Origin of the sequence: Thalassobaculum litoreum DSM 18839 (assembly GCF_900102465.1) — a bacterium.
Lineage (GTDB): Bacteria > Pseudomonadota > Alphaproteobacteria > Thalassobaculales > Thalassobaculaceae > Thalassobaculum > Thalassobaculum litoreum.
Genome location: NZ_FNBW01000014.1, coordinates 26,577 through 45,498 on the forward strand (window position 1 = coordinate 26,577; position 18,922 = coordinate 45,498).

Annotated in this window: 16 protein-coding genes; 13 read left to right on the forward strand and 3 right to left on the reverse strand. The window is 66.7% G+C overall.

The features are described 5' to 3' along the window. Positions 1 to 125: 125 nt before the first annotated feature. Complete coding sequence (locus BLS34_RS19690) at positions 126 to 695, forward strand: PAS domain-containing protein (RefSeq protein WP_175474311.1); 570 nt, start codon at positions 126 to 128, stop codon at positions 693 to 695. Between the two features lie 188 nt (positions 696 to 883). Next, positions 884 to 4,411, forward strand: a complete 3,528-nt coding sequence (locus BLS34_RS19695) for an indolepyruvate ferredoxin oxidoreductase family protein (protein ID WP_093153101.1) — start codon at positions 884 to 886, stop codon at positions 4,409 to 4,411. Positions 4,412 to 4,583: 172 nt separating this feature from the next. Here BLS34_RS19695 and BLS34_RS19700 read toward each other — a convergent pair whose 3' ends face one another. Next, on the reverse strand, positions 4,584 to 4,910 hold the full coding sequence (locus tag BLS34_RS19700; protein WP_093153104.1) for a DUF2312 domain-containing protein: 327 nt from the start codon (positions 4,908 to 4,910) through the stop codon (positions 4,584 to 4,586). A 182-nt stretch (positions 4,911 to 5,092) separates the two neighbouring features. Between BLS34_RS19700 and BLS34_RS19705 the strand changes: the two genes are divergently transcribed. The 5 genes from BLS34_RS19705 to BLS34_RS19725 all read left to right on the forward strand — a co-directional run bounded on the left by BLS34_RS19705 (position 5,093) and on the right by BLS34_RS19725 (position 10,627). After that, entirely contained in the window at positions 5,093 to 5,479 is a 387-nt protein-coding gene (locus BLS34_RS19705) for a nuclear transport factor 2 family protein (RefSeq protein ID WP_093153106.1), read from the forward strand. A 158-nt stretch (positions 5,480 to 5,637) separates the two neighbouring features. Beyond that, positions 5,638 to 6,459 carry a 16S rRNA (uracil(1498)-N(3))-methyltransferase gene (locus tag BLS34_RS19710; protein WP_342740354.1) on the forward strand — a complete coding sequence of 274 codons (822 nt, stop codon included), beginning with the start codon at positions 5,638 to 5,640 and terminating at the stop codon, positions 6,457 to 6,459. 13 nt (positions 6,460 to 6,472) lie between these two features. Then, positions 6,473 to 7,837 (forward strand): glutamate--cysteine ligase, encoded by a 1,365-nt coding sequence (locus tag BLS34_RS19715; RefSeq protein WP_093153109.1) that lies wholly within the window; start codon positions 6,473 to 6,475, stop codon positions 7,835 to 7,837. A 700-nt stretch (positions 7,838 to 8,537) separates the two neighbouring features. Then, positions 8,538 to 9,371, forward strand: a complete 834-nt coding sequence (locus tag BLS34_RS19720; protein WP_093153110.1) for a nucleotidyl cyclase domain-containing protein — start codon at positions 8,538 to 8,540, stop codon at positions 9,369 to 9,371. After that, entirely contained in the window at positions 9,368 to 10,627 is a 1,260-nt protein-coding gene (locus BLS34_RS19725; RefSeq protein ID WP_093153113.1) for a hypothetical protein, read from the forward strand. Before BLS34_RS19720 ends, BLS34_RS19725 begins: the two co-directional genes overlap by 4 nt. 4 nt (positions 10,628 to 10,631) lie before the next feature. Here the strand turns inward: BLS34_RS19725 and BLS34_RS19730 are convergent, their stop codons facing one another. Together BLS34_RS19730 and BLS34_RS19735 are read right to left on the reverse strand one after the other, a co-directional pair. After that, positions 10,632 to 11,162, reverse strand: coding sequence for a cupin domain-containing protein (locus tag BLS34_RS19730; RefSeq protein ID WP_093153115.1), 531 nt, complete (start codon positions 11,160 to 11,162; stop codon positions 10,632 to 10,634). A gap of 14 nt (positions 11,163 to 11,176) precedes the next feature. Next, positions 11,177 to 11,881, reverse strand: a complete 705-nt coding sequence (locus tag BLS34_RS19735) for a hypothetical protein (protein WP_215906169.1) — start codon at positions 11,879 to 11,881, stop codon at positions 11,177 to 11,179. A gap of 474 nt (positions 11,882 to 12,355) precedes the next feature. Between BLS34_RS19735 and araD the strand changes: the two genes are divergently transcribed. The 6 genes from araD (at position 12,356) to BLS34_RS19765 (ending at position 18,876) form a co-directional block, all read left to right on the forward strand. Then, the gene (gene araD / locus BLS34_RS19740; protein WP_028795895.1) at positions 12,356 to 14,080 is read left to right on the forward strand and encodes an L-arabinonate dehydratase; all 1,725 of its coding nucleotides are present in this window, start codon (positions 12,356 to 12,358) and stop codon (positions 14,078 to 14,080) included. 16 nt (positions 14,081 to 14,096) lie between these two features. Continuing rightward, positions 14,097 to 14,801, forward strand: coding sequence for an SDR family oxidoreductase (locus BLS34_RS19745; protein ID WP_093153118.1), 705 nt, complete (start codon positions 14,097 to 14,099; stop codon positions 14,799 to 14,801). A gap of 94 nt (positions 14,802 to 14,895) precedes the next feature. Beyond that, a complete protein-coding gene (locus BLS34_RS19750) occupies positions 14,896 to 15,762 on the forward strand; it encodes a TauD/TfdA dioxygenase family protein (RefSeq protein WP_028795893.1) in 867 nt (288 codons plus the stop codon). Positions 15,763 to 15,785: 23 nt separating this feature from the next. Continuing rightward, positions 15,786 to 16,256, forward strand: coding sequence for a GFA family protein (locus BLS34_RS19755; RefSeq protein WP_093153119.1), 471 nt, complete (start codon positions 15,786 to 15,788; stop codon positions 16,254 to 16,256). 115 nt (positions 16,257 to 16,371) lie between these two features. Further along, complete coding sequence (locus BLS34_RS19760) at positions 16,372 to 17,757, forward strand: sensor histidine kinase (protein ID WP_093153122.1); 1,386 nt, start codon at positions 16,372 to 16,374, stop codon at positions 17,755 to 17,757. A 150-nt stretch (positions 17,758 to 17,907) separates the two neighbouring features. Beyond that, positions 17,908 to 18,876 (forward strand): TAXI family TRAP transporter solute-binding subunit, encoded by a 969-nt coding sequence (locus BLS34_RS19765; protein ID WP_169400894.1) that lies wholly within the window; start codon positions 17,908 to 17,910, stop codon positions 18,874 to 18,876. The last annotated feature ends 46 nt before the right edge of the window (positions 18,877 to 18,922 follow it).

Below are 18,922 nucleotides of genomic sequence, written 5' to 3' on the forward strand. Positions count from 1 at the left end.
CCGAGTCGTGTCGCATTTCCGCTCCCGCCGCGGCAGGTGGGCGTCCCGGAGTGAGTAAATCAGTATTTCCTCGAACTTCGGGAGCCAATTTGCTAGCGATATAGTCGGTGGGTATGGGGGACGACGTGACGGATGGCGAGGTGACGGAGGAGTGGACCGGGCCACGTCACGTGGTTCTGGAGAGGATCGGTCACGCGCCACGCTGCGCGGCGCTGCTCGACATCTGGAAAGCGGCCCGGGTCGGCAACGTCATGGCGGCGCGATCCGCCCTGGACCCCATCATCCTGGCCAAGGCCGGCCTTCTGCCCTTCGTCTGGGTCCTGGAGCGCGACGCCGGCGGTGCCTGCTTTTACCGTCTGATCGGCGAGAGCATCCGGCGGAACTTCAACATGCCGATGCGCGGACGGTACGTGCACGAGATCTTCGATCAGGACATGAGCCGATTGATCAGCAGCCGCTGCGAGCGGATTCTGTCCGAAGCCGAGATCATGTTCACCAGCGGCCGCGTCTACCGGGACGGCAAGGCGGTCTACTATGCGCGCCGGCTCGTGCTGCCGCTGCGCGACGAGGACGGCACCGCCCGCTTCCTGATCGGCACGGTGGATCAGTCGGAGATGGGGCGCGACACCAACCGGGTCGACAATCCCCGCTTCACCAACGACTTCGTCGCCTTTGTCGGTGTCGAGTCGATTTAGCGTCCGGACCGGCCCCGCAGCCCACCTGCGTGCATTGCCAGGACCGGGCACGTCTGTCGTAATCGACGCTCCGGAGCAGGGGGCGACCGACGGCCGGTTGTCGGTTAGGTCAGTAACCTTTACCTTTGAGACAGAGGCTCGCATCCCACATCAGGGGGGCACAACCAGACGAGCCGGGAGGCCATGGCATGGATCGGTCCAGTACCGCGCAGTCCAGTACCGCACAGTCCGCGAGCGCCCTCGCGACTGTCTCGCTCGACGACAAGTACACCCTCGACCGGGGACGGATCTTCCTGACCGGCGTCCAGGCGCTCGTACGCCTGCCGATGATCCAGCGGCGGATCGACCAGGCTGCCGGGCATGACACCGCGACCTATATCTCCGGCTACCGGGGCTCGCCGCTCGGCACCTACGACCAGCAGCTCTGGCGCGCCGGCAAGCTGCTCAAGGAGCACCGCATCCACTTCACCCCGGGGGTGAACGAGGAACTGGCGGCGACCTCCGTGTGGGGCTCGCAGCAGCCGGGCCTGTTCCAGGGGGCGACCGCCGACGGCGTTGTCGGCCTATGGTACGGCAAGGGGCCGGGCGTCGACCGCTCCGGCGACGTGTTCAAGCACGGCAACTTCGCCGGCTCGTCCAAGCTCGGCGGCGTCCTGCTGTTCGCCGGCGACGACCACACCGCCAAGTCCTCCACCGTCCCGCACCAGAGCGAATACGCCTTCGTCGACGCCAACGTGCCGGTGCTGAACCCGGCCGGGGTGCAGGACACGCTCGACTTCGGTCTGCTCGGCATCGCGCTCAGCCGGTTCAGCGGCTGCTGGATCGGCTTCAAGACCACCGCCGAGATCATGGACAGCACGGCCTCGGTCACTGCCGATCCGGAGTCGGTGAACATCACCATTCCCGAGTTCGACATGCCGCCGGGCGGGCTCAACATCCGCTGGCCCGACGACTGGACCAGCCAGGAGCAGCGGCTGCAGGATTTCAAGCTGCCGGCGGTCCGCGCCTTCACCCAGGCGAACGCCTTCGACACGGTGGTCTGGGACACCGACAAGCCGCGTCTGGTGATCGTCACCACCGGCAAGTCCTATCTCGACGTGCGCCAGGCGCTGGACGATCTCGGCATCGACGCCGAGATGGCCCGCGACATCGGCCTGCGCCTCTACAAGGTCGGCATGTCCTGGCCGCTGGAGCCCAGCGGGGCGATCGCCGCCACGGCCGACGCCGAAAAGGTGCTGGTGATCGAGGAGAAACGCTCGCTGATCGAGTGGCAGCTCAAGGAGATCCTCTACGACCAGCCCCATGCCCGCCAGCCGAAGGTCGAGGGTAAGAAGACAATCGACGGCAAGCCGCTGTTCCGGGTCAACGGCGAGCTGTTCGCCAACGAGATCGCGCTGGCCATCGCCGACCGGGTGCTGGAGATCGCCGATCTGGAGCGGATCAAGGCGCGCCGCGCCCTGGTCGAGCAGCGCATGAAGTCGGAGCAGGCCAAGCCTTCCGACTTCGCGCGCACCCCGTATTTCTGCTCCGGCTGTCCGCACAACACCTCCACCAAGGTGCCGGACGGCTCCCGCGCCATGGCGGGCATCGGCTGCCACTTCCTGGCGTCCTGGATGCCGCGCAGCACCGAGACCTTCACCCAGATGGGCGGCGAGGGCGTGCCCTGGGTCGGCATGGCGCCGTTCACCGAGACCAAGCACATCTTCGCCAATCTGGGCGACGGCACTTTCAACCATTCGGGCAGCCTCGCGATTCGCCAGGCGGTCGCCGCCAAGGCGACCATGACCTACAAGATCCTGTTCAACGACGCCGTCGCCATGACCGGCGGTCAGCCGTCGGACAGCCAGCTCACCCCCTGGATCATCGCCCGCATGGTCGCCGCCGAAGGTGTGGCCCGGGTCGACGTGGTCACCGACGATCCCGACAAGTATCCCTCCGACAGCATCTGGCCCGAGGGCACGAAGGTCCATCACCGCGACGACCTCGACAGCCTGCAGCGCGACCTGCGGGAGACGCCCGGTGTGACGGTCATCATCTACGACCAGACCTGTGCCGCGGAGAAGCGCCGCCGGCGCAAGCGCGGCCTGATGGAGGACCCGAACAAGCGGATCTTCATCAACGAGCAGGTCTGCGAGGGCTGCGGCGATTGCGGCGTGCAGTCGAACTGCGTGTCGATCCAGCCGGTGGAGACCGAGTTCGGCCGCAAGCGTAAGATCGACCAGTCGACCTGCAACAAGGACTATTCCTGCGTGAAGGGCTTCTGCCCGAGCTTCGTCAACGTGATCGGCGGCAAGGTCCGCAAGAGCACAGGCCAGGCGGGCAAGTCGGACACGCCGCCGCCGGTCTTCGAAGCACTGCCGGAGCCTGCGCTCCCCGGTCTGGACGAGCCTTACGGCATCCTGGTCACCGGCATCGGCGGCACCGGCGTGGTGACGATCGGCGCGCTGATCGGCATGGCCGCCCATCTTGAGGGCAAGGGCACCAGCATCCTGGACATGACCGGCCTCGCCCAGAAGGGCGGCGCGGTGATCAGCCATGTGAAGGTCGCAAGCTCGCCCGACGCCGTGCACGCCCCGCGCGTCGCCACCGGCTCGGCCGACCTCATGCTGGCCTGCGACATCGCCACGGCGGTGTCGAAGGACGGGCTGAAGGCGATGAGCCGGGAGCGCACCCGGGCCGTGGTCAACACCCAGGAGACCATGACCGGCGCCTTCACCCAGAACCCGGACCTGCACTTCCCGGCCGAGGCCATGAAGACCCAGATCCGCGAGGTCGCCGGCGACAATTCCGCCGAGTTCGTGGACGCCAACCGGATCGCCACCAAACTGCTGGGCGACAGCATCGCCTCCAACCTCTTCATGCTGGGCTATGCCTATCAGCAGGGGTTGGTGCCGCTGTCCGCCGCCGCCATCGAGCGAGCGATTGAGCTGAACGCGGTCGCCGTCGACTTCAACAAGCAGGCCTTCCTGTGGGGCCGCCGCACCGCCCATGACCGCGAAGCGGTAGAGCGGATCGTCGCCCCGAAGACCGAGGCGCCGGCCCGGACCGCGCCGGAGACCCTGGCGGAGATGGTCGAGCGGCGCTTCAACATTCTGACCGAGTACCAGGACGCGGCCTATGCCGGCCGTTACAAGGCGCTGGTCGACAAGGTGGAAGCGGCCGAGAAGAAGGCGGTGCCGGGCAGCGACGCCATGGCCAAGGCGGTGGCCCGCTACGCCTACAAGCTGATGGCGATCAAGGACGAGTACGAGGTCGCCCGGCTCTACACCGACGGCACCTTCCGCAAGCAGCTCCACGACACGTTCGAGGGCGACTTCAAGCTGGAGTTCAACCTGGCCCCGCCGCTCTTCGCCAAGCGCGATCCGGAGACCGGCAAGCTGCAGAAATCGGTCTACGGCCCGTGGATGCTGAGCGCTTTCGGCATGCTGGCGAAGTTCAAGGGCCTGCGCGGCGGTGCCTTCGACGTCTTCGGCAAGACCGAGGAGCGGAAGATGGAGCGCCGCCTGCGCGAGGAGTACATCGCCCGCATGGAGCGGCTGGCCGACGGACTCTCACCGCAGACCCACCCGGTGGCGGTCGACCTGGCCCTGGTGCCGGAACAGATCCGCGGCTACGGCCATGTGAAGGAGGCCCATGTGGAGCGGGCCGAGGCCAAGGTGAAGGCGCTGGAGGAGCAGCTCCGCAACCCGGACGCGGCACGGAAGGCGGCGGAGTAGGGGGCGCCGTCAAACACTCCCCGGTCGTCATCCCGGGAGACCCCGGACCTGATCCGGGGACTGCCCGGGCCCCTGGCGTCCGGCGGCTAGGTCCCGGCCGACCTCCGGATCAAGTCCGGACGTCGCCGGGATGACGGTGTTTTGGGGAGCGGAGTAGAGGTGGAGTGAGCCCTTAGGCCATTCCGAGCGCGCGCTTGTAGACTTCCAGCAGGGTCTCCAACTCGTCGCGGTCGTCTTCTTCCATTTTCCGCAGGCGCAGGATCTGGCGCATGATCTTCACGTCGTAGCCCTGGGCCTTGGCTTCGGCGAAGATCTCCTTGATGTCGGCCATCAGGTTCGCCTTCTCCTCCTCCAGGTTCTCGATCCGCTGGATGAAGGACTCGAGCTGGCCGGCGTTGATGCCGCCGACATAGGGGGAATCGCCTTCGCTGGCGGAGGTAATGCCCGAATTGTTGCTGGCGGGCGCGGGGGCGGTCTCGTCGTCGTAGTCGTCCGACATCGCAGGCTCTCCTTCAGGCGGTCAGTTGCGCGGGGCGCCGCGCGGAACGGGGCGCGGAAAAGGCGCTGAAAACGGGTGCGGACCCTACGCGCAGCCCGCGGCGCAATCAAGCTTGACAGCGTTAGAACAAAAATAGAACATCTGCGGCCCTGGCACTACGAGCCCGGCAACAGGAGGCTGGCATGCTGGCGACCATGATTTCGGATCCGACCGACCCGGTGCGCGCCCTGTGGGAACGGATGAACCATCGCGACTGGGACTCGGTGGTGCGGCTGCTCGACGGCGGTTTCCAGGCGATCTGGCCGCAGACCGGGGAGCGGATCGCCTCTCCGGCCAATTACGTCGGGCTCAACCGGACCTATCCGGGCGACTGGAAGATCGCGGTGAAGACCGTGGACGCCACGGCCGAGGGGGCGGTGGCCCGGATCCACATCTCCAATGGCGAGGAGGATGTGTATGCGGTCGGGTTCTATCGGGTGATGGGCGGCAAGATCCTGAGCGCGGAGGAATACTTCGCCGATGCCGGCACCCCGCCCTACGACCGCTCCGACTGGGTGGAGCGGCTGTAAACGGCCGCCACCCTTTTCCTCAGCCGTCATCCCGGCGAGCTCCGGGCTCGACCCGGAGGTCGGCCGGGACCCAGCCCCAACTGCCGGACCCTGGGTCCCGGTCTCGCCCCGGATCAGGTCCGAGGGCGAACCGGGATGACGGCAATGAGAGAATGAAGGTGCGTGAACAAGCAATGCGCACCGACACCCCGCTTGCCCATCCCCGGCTCCCCGGCTACACCGCGCCCATGAAGGACGGGATCGAAACGCGGCTCTATGTCGACGCCCCGCTCGCGGCGGGCGGGGTGGTGGCGCTTGGCCAGGATCAGGCCCATTACCTGAAGAACGTGCTGCGCCTCGGCCCCGGCGAGGGGGTGGCGCTGTTCAACGGCCGCGACGGCGAATGGCGCGCCGAGATCGCGTCGGTCGCCAAGAAGTCCGCCGACCTCGCCGTCATAGAACAGACCCGCCCGCAGCGCGCCGAGCCCGATGTCTGGCTCGCCTTCGCGCCGATCAAGCGGGCGCGGATCGATTTCACCGCCCAGAAGGCGACGGAACTCGGCGCGTCGGTGCTCTGGCCGGTGATGACCCGGCACACCATGGTCGACCGGGTGAACACCGAGCGGCTGCGCGCCAATGCCGTCGAGGCGGCGGAGCAGAGCGACCGGCTGACCGTCCCGGATGTCCGCGAACCGGCCAAACTGGAGGCGCTGATCGAGGCCTGGCCGGCCGATCGCGCCCTGATTCTGGCCGACGAGACCGGCGGCCCGCCGATCGCCGAGGCGCTGTCCATGCATCGGGAGCGTCCGATGACAAGGGCCGGATTCCTGATCGGACCGGAAGGGGGCTTTGCCGAACCGGAACTTGACCGGCTTCGGAAGCTGCCGTTTGTTACGCGTGTCAGCCTGGGAGAGCGTCTCCTGCGCGCCGACACGGCCGCGCTCGCGGTGCTTGCCATCTGGCAGGCGCTCGTGGGCGATTGGACCGCTCGCCACGACTGATACCGGAGGCTCAATGTCCCGTCCGCCTGAAGATCAGGGCGCGCCCATCACCGACAAGGCGCAGCTGATCGAGTGGTTCTCCTCCGCCGTCACGCCCCGCAGTGACTGGAAGGTCGGGACCGAACACGAGAAGTTCGCCTTCCGCCTGTCCGACCACAAGCGGCTGCCCTACGAAGGGTCGGACGGGATCGGTGCGATCCTGAACGGCCTCAAGCGCTTCGGCTGGGAAGGCATCGAGGAGAAGGGCAAGGTCATCGCCCTGACCCAGAACCGCTGCGCCATCACCCTGGAGCCGGGCGGCCAGTTCGAGCTCTCCGGCGCGCCGCTCGACAACCTGCACCAGACCTGCGACGAGGTGCATACCCACCTCGCCCAGGTGCGCGAGGTCTGCGACGAACTCGGGGTCGGCATGCTCGGCCTCGGATTCGACCCGACCTCGACCCGCGAGGACATCACGTGGATGCCGAAGGGCCGCTACGGGATCATGAGCGCCTACATGCCCAAGAAGGGCTCGCTCGGCCTCGACATGATGAAGCGGACCTGCACCATCCAGGCCAATCTCGACTTCGAGTCCGAGGCCGACATGGTGGAGAAGTACCGGATCTCGCTGGCGCTTCAGCCGATCGCCACCGCCCTGTTCGCCAACTCGCCCTTCACCGAGGGCAAGCTGAACGGGTTCCGCACCTTCCGCAGCCATGTCTGGACCGACACCGACCCGGACCGCTGCGGCATGCTTCCCTTCGTCTTCGAGGAGGGCTTCGGCTTCGAGCGCTATGTCGACTACCTGCTCGACGTGCCGATGTACTTCGTCTACCGCGACGGCCAGTACATCGACGTGGCGGGCAAGAGCTTCCGCGACTTCATCGACGGAAAGCTGCCGGAGGTGGCGGGCCACACCGCCTCCATGGGCGACTGGTCGGACCACACCACCACCGTCTTCCAGGAAGTCCGTCTGAAGAAGTACATCGAGATGCGCGGCGCCGACGGCGGTCCCTGGGGCCGCATCTGCGCCCTGCCGGCCCTTTGGGTCGGTCTTCTCTACGACCCGGGCGTGCAGGACCAGGCCTGGCAGCTCTGCCGCGACTGGACGGTCCAGGAGCAGGAGGAGCTCCGCAACGCGGTTCCCCGTCACGGCCTTGCCGCCGAGTTCCGCGGCCGCAGCCTCAAGGACTGGTCGGCCGATGTGGTGGATCTGGCCCGCGAGGGCCTGAAGCGCCGTGCCCGTCTCGACTACCAGGGCAGTGACGAGACCGGCTACCTGCAGCCGCTGGAAGAGATCGTCGCCACCGGCCGCAGCCAGGCAGCCGACCTGATCGAGGCCTATAACGGCCGCTGGAACGGCAGCGTCGACCCGGTGTTCGAGGAACTGCGCTACTGATCGCAAGCATGTCCCCCCATGTCCGGGGGCATGCTCTCCTTTGCCGCCGGCGGTGCGGCGTCCACCCGCATTGCGAGAAATTCCGGACCCGCGCGTATCTTCAGGCGAGAGCGCGGCGTGACCCCCGCGCCTGCCTGCCGCCGGCCGCCGCGGGGGTGCGAGGGGTGCCGGACCGCGGGACCATGGCGGTTAACCCATTCTTAAAGTGCTGACCTTAGTTCTTTCGTCGGCGAGCGGTGCGGAAGGTCTATTTCCAGTCGTTATGGGCATCTGCATAAGATGTTACATTTCGATGAGAACAGAAATGCTCCTGCCGTGGTGAAGTCAAAAGCAAAAGGCATTTAATTGTCTTGATTTTGATGGGCTTTCCGGTTGAGACGAAAATTCCGGATATGCTACATTCTACGAATACTGGGGGTTCTGGGCGGCAGTTCGAAAGATTTTAAAATACTTTGTAAGTTGAAGGGGTTCTCGGGGTTCGGTGTCGTCTGGCTCTCGTCCGGCCACTCTTGTCGGATGGACGGTGTCCCAATGCATGCGGCGGTCGCCCGATGGTGTTCGCCCGGTTCCGCGGTCGGAATACAGGGCCGCGGTAGGAGAAGGCCTTCATCGGCACGCGTATGGCGGGCAATAGAAGGTTGGGGAGTTTACCGGCCGGGGGTCGGGTGGCCACATCCGTTGGGGTCGGGAGAAGGTAGGAATGGAGCGTTCGATCTATATTTCGGGAGCGGATCTGGCGGCCCAGGTTGCGGCTCAGCGGATGATCGGCGAGGGCGGACGCGGGTTTCGGGGGCCCGAGACCTGCGAGTCCTGGCTCGAGGTGCCGCCCGGCGGCGTCGTCATCGGATCTCTGGCGCTGGATTCCGACTGCGGCGGCCCGATCTGCCAGGATGGCGTCACCTCGGTGGTCATCGTGCCGACCCATGCGGACGGCCTGCAGGCGATGAGCCGCGGGGCGGATCATTACATTGTCGCCGCCGAGGTGGACGGCCCCGTGCCGGAAACGATCGCGCTGCAGATCCGGCGGGCCGACAGCGCCCGGTCCTCCGGCTTCGGGAACGGCGTGATCGACCAGGAGAACTGCGTCGACGGTCAGGCCTTGCGCTGGCTGATCGCCTATACCGGGTCCGTGGTTCATCGCCACGGCCAGATCGGCTACATGATCCTGCTCCGCGTCGTGCCCGAGGAGACGGTCCCCTCGGAAGCGCTGGCCGAGCTGATCTGCACGCGGCTGTGCGCGACCATGCGCTCGGCCGACATCGTCTCCTGGCTCGGCCGCAACTGGTTCGCCAGTCTGGTGGCGACCGGCCTGACCCTGGAGGGCGCCCAGGTCCTGGCCGGCCGGCTGCGGGAAGCCTGCGGCCATCCGATCGACTATGCGGGCCGGCGGATCGCCGTGCGCTGCAACATCGGCATGACCACCTTCGGCGGCAGCGAGACCGACCCGGACATGATCCTGGACCGGGCGGCCGCGGCGGTGGATCAGTCGACCTGGAGCAACTTCAATGAGTCGATCCAGGAGGCGCCGCGATGAGCCGCAAGGGCCGCCCCCTGCCGATGAGCTTTGAAGCGCGCGGCGCCAGCGTTCCGTTCGAGAGCACCAGTCTGCGCGAATGCCGCCTGCGTGTGGTCGATCTGGGCCGCGAGCTGGACTGGGAGATCACCGTGCCGAGCGGCATGGGCGGGACCGATTCCCGCAGCGTCATGATCCTGCCCTGGCGGGACGTGCCGGCCTTCGCCGGCATGACCCTGCGCGACAAGGAGCTGTACCAGCGCATCGACGACATCGACGACTCGGAATCCCCGGATCCCTTCAAGGTGCGGGAGATCCGCATCCGCGTCGACCAGACCATGGGCGAGACCGAGGAGGTCCGGCAGCAGGCGGCGCTGGAGGTCGACCGGGAGAAGCAGGACCGGCTGATGACCTATCTCAGCTTCCTGGCTCAGCTCACCCGGGATTGCGGCATCCGCAAGGGCGACGCCTTCATGGCAAGTGCCGATACCGCGCTGCTGATGCGGCTCACCAAGGATAAGGAGGCCAGCAAGGAGGCCGGGCTTGACGCCTCGGCCCTGACCGAGCGCGTGCTGTCCTTCGCCTCGGAGGAGCTCGACGCGCCGGTGAAGGTGGTGAACAAGCGCCTGGAGGAACTGACCAGCTACATGGCGCCGTTCGGCGCGGTGAACATCGAGGCGGAAAACAAGACCGACGGCTTCCTGACGCGGACTCGGAACGAGATCAAGCGGATGGACCGGACGATGACGCAGTACTCAAAGACGGCGCGCACGGAGACGTCCGACCGGATCACGCTCGTGCGGTTCGCGATCAAGGACTTTCTCGACTACGTCGACGACCGTTTCAATCAGATCGAGCAGTTCTTCTCGTACTTCATGAACGTCTTCCGCGAGTACGATAAGACCAAGGGCTTCGCCCAGCAGATCCGCCGCGACGTGTCCTATGCGCTCGATGGCTGGAGCCACCTGTGCAGGATCTGGTTCACCGCCCTGGACAGCAAAGAGGGCGAAACCATCGATGACGCGATCGGCTATATCCTGGCCAATCTGCCGATCATGCCGGACGAGGAGGTGAACCAGAACGACGACCGGTCGAAGGTCCGGCGCGGCTTCGAGATGGCGCGCGTCCAGATGGTCCGCACCATGGTCAATTGGACCGACAATACGGTCGACAAGGAACTGGAGCAGCGGGTCGCGGCGGCCAAAGAGGAACAGGCGAAGCCGAAGGTCGATCCCAATCAGGTCAAGAAACGCCGCCGGGCCGGCGCCCGCATGTAGCGGTCTACCGGACCCAAGCGTCCAGCAGCGGTCCGACCGGCCCGAACAGCGGGTCGGTCTGCGGCAGGGGAACAGCGGCGATCCGGGCGTCCACACCGTCGCGGGGGTCGTTCTCGCGCTTGAGGTCGGGGTTCTCCTGGCCCGGCGGATAGCAGCCGCAGACCAGGAAATCGCCGCTGGCCGACAGGCACTTGTGTCCGGTTCCCGCCGGCAGGACCAGGGCGTCGCCGCGCCTCACCGTCACCCGCTCCCCGCTCTCGCCGCCGAGCTGCAGGTCAGCCTCGCCGCCGACGCAGATCAGCGCCTCATGGGCGTTGGAGTGGTAGTGGTGATAGGGAAACACACCGTAGAGCCAGGCCCCGCCCCAGCCGTTCCGGCGCACAGTGGCCTGCACCTCCTGCGCCGAGGTGCCGGCCGGCACGACGCCGCCGAGGACAAGCACCGGCAGGGTCGGATGGTTCGGTGCCGCCCGGTCCGGGCCGAAGCTCAGGGTGGAGACGGTCGGGGTGGTGACGGTCGGTGTCGCGTCGGTCATGTCGGCTCCCTTGCTTAATCCGGCGAGACCGTTACCGGATGGGCGTGGTCGTGGGTGAAGCCGCCGGTATAGGCCGCCAGGTACGGCATGGCGAAGGCGACCGCGATGCTCACGATCAGGCCGGCCAGCGCCTTGGCCATGTCCGACGCCGCGGTCCGGCCCGCCTGGTTCAGCGAGGTCACCTTCAGCATCAGGACCAGGCCGATCTCCCGACCCGCCAGCAGGCCCAGGAACACCCAGGTGGTGCTCATCGGCACGTTCGACAATTCCTTGAAGAAGATCAGGATCAGCGCATAGGCGAAATCGATCAGCGTGGCCGAGCGGATGTCCTGGGTGTTGGTCTTGGAGGTCACGATCCCCTGGATCGCGCCGCCGCGCCGGTAGAACAGATAGGCGTGCAGGGCCAGCATCACCACCAGCGCGAAGATCAGCATCGACATGTCGAGCTGGCGCGGCAGGTAGGCGAAGATGTTGGCCAGGTCCTGGACCAGCCACTGGCTCCACAGGAAGCCGGTCGAGATCCACTGCAGCGCCACCCAGTATCTGGCCGGTTCGCGGTCCCGGCTCGCCAGGATGCGGCTGTAGAACAGCTTGCTGATCGCCAGATACACCACCAGCCCCACGCCGAAGGCCACCAGGTAGCCGACGATCGATTTCACCAGCATCGCCGGCAGGGCGGTGGCGGTGAACGAGGTCAGGATCAGGAAGGTCGTGCTCAATCAGGAAGGTCGTGCTCACCGGAATGCCGTAGCGGGTCAGAATCAGCACGATCAGCGGCGGCAGGACCAGGGCCCAGGTGAACAGGTCCGGGATCGGGAACTTCTCCAGGCGCCCGTAGGAGATGTCGCCGTCATAGGCGAACCAGCCGTAGAAGAAGACGGCCGTCAGGATGCCGCCGGCGAACAGCCACAGCACCCACCACGGCCGGTGGCTGTTGGAACTGAGGAAGGTTCCCAGGGTCTGGATCGCGTCATTGGCGACGACCGAATAGGCGGCCAGGAGGAACCCCAGCATCATCAGCAGGTGGTGTGCGTCGAATTCCATGAGCCCCCCGGCGCATTCCGCGAATCAGGCCGAGAGTATGGCCGCCCGCGGCCGGTTCGGCCACCCTGACGCCGCACCTTGACCCCCGCCGGGTGCGGTGCTCGACTGCGGCAAAACACAGAACCAAGCAAGCGACCGGAGGGAAATACATGGCGCGCAAGACATACGAGGATCTGCGCAGTGCGCGCTGGTACGGGGCGGCCGATCTTCGCGCCTTCGGACACCGCTCGCGGACCCTGCAGATGGGCTACAGCCGCGAGGACTGGAACGGCAAGCCGGTGATCGCCATCGTCAACACCTGGTCCGAAATCAACCCCTGTCACACCCACTTCCGCCAGCGCGCCGAAGAGGTGAAGCGCGGCGTGTGGCAGGCCGGCGGCTTCCCGGTCGAGCTGCCGGCGATCTCCCTGTCGGAGCCGTTCCAGAAGCCGACCACCATGATGTACCGCAACCTGCTGGCCATGGAGACCGAGGAGCTGCTGCGCTCCTACCCGGCCGACGGAGCGGTGCTGATGGGCGGCTGCGACAAGACCACGCCGGCCCTGCTGATGGGGGCGGCCAGCATGAACATTCCGTCGATCTTCGTGCCCGCCGGGCCGATGCTGCGCGGCAACTGGCACGGCAAGACGCTCGGCTCCGGCTCCGACACCTGGAAGTACTGGGCCGAGCTGAAGGTCGGGAACATCTCCGAGCGCGACTGGGAGGAGATCGAGGAGGGCATCGCCCGCTCGCCCGGCACCTGCATGACCATGGGCACGGCGGCCACGATGATGAGCGCGGTCGAGGCCCTGGGCATGTCGCTGCCCGGCTCCAGCGCCATCCCCGCGCCGGATTCCAACCATTCGCGCATGGCCGCCCTGTCCGGCCGGCGCATCGTCGACATGGTCTGGGAGGACCTGAAGCCGTCCGACATCATGACCGAGGGGGCGTTCGAGAACTCGATCTCCACCGTCATGGCCATGGGCGGCTCGACCAACGCCATCGTCCACCTGATCGCCATGGCCGGCCGGCTCGGCCTGCCGATCGATCTCGACCGGTTCGACGCGATCTCGCGCCGGGTGCCGTGGCTGGCCGATATCCGGCCGTCGGGCCGGTGGCTGATGGAGGACTTCTTCTATGCCGGCGGCCTGCCGGCTTTGCTCGGCGAGTTGAAGGACCTGCTGCACACCGACGCGGTGACCGTCTCCGGCAAGACCCTGGGCGAGGATATCGCCAACGCCGACGTCTACAACGAGGAGGTCATCCGCCGCCGCGCCAACCCGATGAGCAAGCAGGGCGGGCTGGCGGTGCTGCGCGGCAACCTGGCGCCCAACGGGGCGGTGATCAAGCAGACCGCCATGGACCCGAAGTTCATGAAGCACCGCGGCCCGGCGGTGGTCTTCGCCGACTACAACGACATGGCCGCCCGCCTGGACGATCCGAACCTCGAGGTCACGCCGGACAGCGTCATCGTGCTCAAGCATGCCGGTCCCCAGGGCGGCCCGGGCATGCCGGAATGGGGCATGCTGCCGATCCCCAAGAAGATCCTGGAGATGGGCATCCGCGACATGGTGCGGATCTCCGACGCCCGCATGTCCGGCACCAGCTACGGCACCTGCGTGCTGCATGTGGCGCCCGAAAGCTGGGTCGGCGGCCCGCTGGCCTTCGTGCAGGACGGCGACATGATCGAGCTCGACGTCGACGGCCGTCGCCTGCATCTGGACGTGTCCGACGAGGATCTGGCCGCCCGCAAGGCCGCCTGGACCCCGCCCCAGCGCAAGTTCGAGCGCGGCTTCGGCGCGATCTACGCCGACCACATCACCCAGGCCGACAAGGGCTGCGACTTCGACGTGCTGATGGGCACCATGGCGACGCCGGAGCCGGAGATTCATTGAGCTGGAGAGGCACGGAATGCCCGACACCAAAGTCGCTCTGATCACCGCCGCCGGCTCCGGGATGGGCGCGGCGATCGCGCGGAAGCTGGCGGCGGACGGGTATGCCGTCGCCATCAACTCCTCCTCCGGCAAGGGCGAGGATCTCGCGCGGGAACTCGGCGGCATCTCGGTGACCGGCTCCAACCTGGAGCCCGACGTACTGAAGGCGCTGGCCGATGCCGCCCTGGACAAATGGGGGCGGATCGACGCGGTGGTGAACTCCGCCGGCCACGGGCCGAAAGGGCCGGTGCTGGAGCTCTCCGACGAGGACTGGCACCTGGGCCTGGACGTCTACCTGATGAACGTGATCCGCATGACCCGCCTGGTCGTGCCGGTCATGGAGAGGCAGGGTGGCGGGACGATCGTCAACATCTCCACCTATGCCGCCTTCGAGCCGGAGGAGGCGTTCCCCACCTCCGGCGTGTTCCGCGCCGGGCTCGCCGCCTTCACAAAGCTGGTGACCGACAAATACGCCGCCGCCGGCATCCGCATGAACAATATCCTTCCGGGCTTCATCGACAGCCGGCCGGAGAAGGAGGCGTTCCGCGCCCGCATCCCCATGGGCCGCTACGGCCGGGCCGAGGAGATCGCCGACGTGGCGGCCTTCCTGGTCTCCGACGCGTCGTCCTACATCACCGGGCAGAATCTGAGGGTAGACGGCGGCATCACACGAAGTGTGTGAGAAGAACCTCAATCGGTGGCTACATTCGCCTGTTCGCGCTCCCGTTTTCAGCGGCTAGACTGTCGCAAAACGGGAACGTGCGGAGGACGCCATCATGACCAGCTACGACACCATCGCCGTTGAACCGCTCGGCGGCTCGATCGGCGCCGTCATCCGCGGCGTCGATCTCGGCGCGCCGCTGTCCAACGCCCAGGCGGCGGAGGTGCACGCGGCGTTTCTGGCCAATTCGGTGGTGTTCTTCCGCGACCAGGACCTGGACGACCCCGAGCGCCAGAAGCGCGCCGCCCGGCTGTTCGGCGAGCCTGTGGCGATCCCCTTCGTGAAGTCGCTGGACGGCCATCCGGAGATCATCGACATCGTCAAGGAGGCCGAGGACGTCGGGAAATACAACTTTGGCGGTAACTGGCACACCGACACCAGCTTCCTGGAAACGCCGGCGATGGGCTCGCTGCTCTACGCGCTCGACGTGCCGCCGCGCGGGGGCGACACGCTGTTCGCCGACCTCTACGCCGCCTACGAGACCCTGTCCGACGGCCTGAAGCGCAGCCTGGAGGGGATGACGGCGCTGCATAGCGGCATCCGCTCCTATGGAAGCCAGTCGAAGTTCCAGGGCGGCCGGAACACCTCGGTCTCGATGGCGATCGACGCCAACGAGGAGGGCGACAAGCTGATTGAGCATCCGGTGGTGCGCACCCATCCGGAGACCGGCCGCAAGGGACTGTTCGTCAACCCGAACTACACGATCCGCTTCAGGGACTGGAGCGAGGCGGAGTCCAAGCCGCTGCTCGACTTTCTCTACGCCCACGCGATCCGCGACGAGTTCGTATGCCGGTTCCGCTGGGAGCGCGGCTCGGTCGCGGTCTGGGACAACCGCTGTCTGATGCACCGGGCGGTGAACGACTACGAGGGACACCGCCGGCACATGCGGCGGGTGACGCTGCAGGGCGACCGCCCGCACTGAGGTGTGACACAGAGGAGGGGGGAATGAAGCTCGAAGGCTCCTGTCATTGCGGGAAGGTGCGGTTCAGCGTCGAGAGCGCCCACCCCTATCCCTTCAACCTCTGTTACTGCTCGATCTGCCGAAAGACCGCCGGCGGCGGCGGCTTCGCGATCAATCTCGGCGGCGAGGCGGCCTCCCTCAGCGTCGAGGGCGAGGCGCATGTGACGGTGTACCACGCCGAGGGACCGGACGGCCCGAGCCCGCTCGGCCGGCGCTTCTGCGCCCACTGCGGCAGCATGCTCTGGGCCTGTGACAGCCGCTGGCCCGACCTCATCCATCCCTTCGCCTCGGCGATCGACACCGCCCTGCCGGTGCCGCCGGAGAAGGTCCATCTGATGCTGGGATCCAGGGCGCCCTGGGTGGTGCCCGCGGTCGACCCCGGCGATCAGTGCTTCGAGGAATATCCGAACGAATCTATCGCTGACTGGCATGCCAGCAGAGGACTTATTTCTTAAACGACGGCGGGGATGGAGGCCCACTTACAAATCAACCAATCCTTAACTTTCAGCTTTGTAGCGTCGCCGCACAGGGCGGCACCGAGTGCCGCCTGAGCCTATTGGGAGGTCAGTCATGGCCGCTCCCGCCTTCGAGGGGAGAGGGGGGACCGGTCCGGGATTCGGCGTGTCGAGCGACGCGTTGGATACGGAACGGGTTCGCTATCTGTACAGGTCGCCGGCCTCGGTGCTGGCGAGCACCTTTGCGGCTGTCGTCCTGGCGTATATCGGTATCGGCGTGGTCGGGCTCGAGCTGGCCATGGCGTGGATGGCCGTGCACGTGGCCCTGGCGACCGGCCGGGTCTATGCCTGGAACCTTGCGCGCCGCCGCCGCATCACCGGAACGAACCACCGCGGTTGGGCGCTGGTCCACGATCTCGGGGTGCTGGCTTCCGCCACCGGCTGGGCCATGCCCTCGATCCTGCTGTATTCCGGCCAGATGCCGCTCGAGGCGGTCACCCTCTATGCCGCCAGCATCGCCGCCCTGGCGGCGGGGGCGGTGTTCTCCTTCGCCATCTGGTGGCGCTGCTTCCTGGGCTACCTGGTGATCGTGGTGGTTCCGCCCGTCGGCGGCTTCCTGGTCTCGGATCAGCCGGTCCTGCAGACCATCGGCGTGATCGGCATCCCCTATTTCGGCGCCGTGGTGGCCTGGGGCCGGGTGGTCTCGCGGACCCTGGTGGAGAGCATCAGCCTGCGGCTGGAGAACTACGCGCTGGCCGGCGACCTGGCGATGGCGCGCGAGCATGCGCGGGAGATCGACCGGACCCGCCATGACGGATTCGCCAGCCTCAGCCACGAGCTGCGCACGCCGCTGAACGCGATCATCGGCTTCGGTCAGGCGATCGAGGCGGAACTCTGGGGGCCGATCGGCAACAAGCGCTATACCGAGTACGCCAGCAACATCGTGCATGCCGGCGAGCATCTCGACATCCTGATCGGCCAGGCCATGGATCTCTCGCGTCTGGAAAGCGGCCGCATCACCCTGGAGGAAGAGCTGGTTCCGCTGGCCGAGCTGGCATCGACCTGCAAGGCCCTGATCGCCGAGCGGGCGTCTTCTCAGGGTCTGACCCTGACGGTCGCGGTCGATCCCGACCTGCCGCCGCTGCGCTGCGACCCGTCGAAGATCCGTCAGATCGTCATCAATCTGCTGTCCAACGCGGTGAAGTTCACCCAGAGCGGCGGCCGGATCGCGCTGTCGATCCGCCGATCCTCCGACGGCGGGCTCGACATCGCGGTCAGCGATACCGGCTTCGGCATTTCTCCCGAGGAATTGAAGCGCGTCATGGAGCCGTTCGTGCGCGGCGACCATGCGCAGGTGCGCGCCTCCGAGGGACTGGGCCTCGGCCTGGCCCTGTCGCGCACCCTGGCGGAGCTGCATGACGGCTCCCTGGTCCTGACGAGCACCGTCGGCGAAGGCACGACGGCCCATCTCTATCTGCCCGAAGAGCGCCTGCGCGGCTGAGAATTTCCGGTTCGGCGCGGCGCCCTGGACCCTTCCGATCCCCTTCTAGGCGTGCATGGTCTCTTGCCTCCCTGGCACTCTGATGCAATTTTGCAGTCGGACGGCCGCATGAGACGGCCGGTGAGAATTGAAGGTGATGGAGGAAACACGATGAGACGTCTCGCACGTGCGGCGATGGTAGCCGCCCCCATTCTGGCCCTTGGTGCGACCGGCGCCAGTGCCGATCAGTTCGTCCGCATGGTCTCCGGCCCCTCGGGCGGTTCCTGGTATCCGCTCGGCGCCAAGATCATGCAGGTCATGCAGGACAACATCGACGGCGTGGCCGCGTCCAACACGTCCGGCGGCGGCATCGCCAACGTCAAGGCGGTCGGCGGCGGCGACGCGGAGATCGGCTGGACCTATGCCCATACGGCCGCGAACGGCTACGAGGGCAAGGGCAAGTTCGACAAGGCGGTCAAGGACATCGCCTATTTCGCCACGCTCTATCCGTCGACCTTCCAGGTCGCGGTGCCCAGCGACAGCAAGATCATGTCCTTCGAGGACATGAAGGACGCCAACATTTCGCCGGGCAAGACCGGCTGGACCGGCACGGCCTTCGCCGAGTCGATTCTGCAGGCCTACGGCTTCAACTTCAACGACATCAAGAACAACGGCGGCACCGTCCACTACGTGGATTACACCGAGTCCGTGGCTCTTATGAAGGACGGCCATATCGACGTGTTCATGGCCGCCACCTCGATGCCGCAGGCGTCGTTCATCGAACTGAACCACAGCCCGGGCCTGCGCTTCATCGGCGTGCCGGAGCCGAAGCTGACCGAGATCATCAAGGCCAACCCGGGCTACATCCGGGGCGCGATCACGCCGGCGGCCTATGAGGGCGTGGAGCAGGACATCCCGACCCTGGGCATCGTCACCAGCATGATCGTCAGCAAGGATCTGCCGGACGACCTCGTCTACCAGATGATGACCATCTTCTGGGACAACCACGCCGCCTTCGCCGAGGTGAAGAAGACGTGGAACGACGTGACCCTCGAGAACGCCCTGAACGGGGCCTCGGTGCCGGTGCATCCGGGTGCGGCACGCTATTACGAAGAGAAGGGCGTGCGTCCGGCGAGCTGATCGCCCCGCAGCGCCGATCTTCGCGGACGCCGGGCCTTCCGGCGTC

Excerpts from the sequence above, each read along its gene's own strand:
- BLS34_RS19695 (WP_093153101.1), top strand. The coding sequence starts at position 884 with ATGGATCGGTCCAGTACCGCGCAGTCCAGTACCGCACAGTCCGCGAGC.
- BLS34_RS19700 (WP_093153104.1), bottom strand. The coding sequence starts at position 4,910 with ATGTCGGACGACTACGACGACGAGACCGCCCCCGCGCCCGCCAGCAAC.
- BLS34_RS19705 (WP_093153106.1), top strand. The coding sequence starts at position 5,093 with ATGCTGGCGACCATGATTTCGGATCCGACCGACCCGGTGCGCGCCCTG.
- BLS34_RS19715 (WP_093153109.1), top strand. The coding sequence starts at position 6,473 with ATGTCCCGTCCGCCTGAAGATCAGGGCGCGCCCATCACCGACAAGGCG.
- BLS34_RS19720 (WP_093153110.1), top strand. The coding sequence starts at position 8,538 with ATGGAGCGTTCGATCTATATTTCGGGAGCGGATCTGGCGGCCCAGGTT.
- BLS34_RS19725 (WP_093153113.1), top strand. The coding sequence starts at position 9,368 with ATGAGCCGCAAGGGCCGCCCCCTGCCGATGAGCTTTGAAGCGCGCGGC.
- BLS34_RS19730 (WP_093153115.1), bottom strand. The coding sequence starts at position 11,162 with ATGACCGACGCGACACCGACCGTCACCACCCCGACCGTCTCCACCCTG.
- araD (WP_028795895.1), top strand. The coding sequence starts at position 12,356 with ATGGCGCGCAAGACATACGAGGATCTGCGCAGTGCGCGCTGGTACGGG.
- BLS34_RS19745 (WP_093153118.1), top strand. The coding sequence starts at position 14,097 with ATGCCCGACACCAAAGTCGCTCTGATCACCGCCGCCGGCTCCGGGATG.
- BLS34_RS19750 (WP_028795893.1), top strand. The coding sequence starts at position 14,896 with ATGACCAGCTACGACACCATCGCCGTTGAACCGCTCGGCGGCTCGATC.
- BLS34_RS19755 (WP_093153119.1), top strand. The coding sequence starts at position 15,786 with ATGAAGCTCGAAGGCTCCTGTCATTGCGGGAAGGTGCGGTTCAGCGTC.
- BLS34_RS19760 (WP_093153122.1), top strand. The coding sequence starts at position 16,372 with ATGGCCGCTCCCGCCTTCGAGGGGAGAGGGGGGACCGGTCCGGGATTC.
- BLS34_RS19765 (WP_169400894.1), top strand. The coding sequence starts at position 17,908 with ATGAGACGTCTCGCACGTGCGGCGATGGTAGCCGCCCCCATTCTGGCC.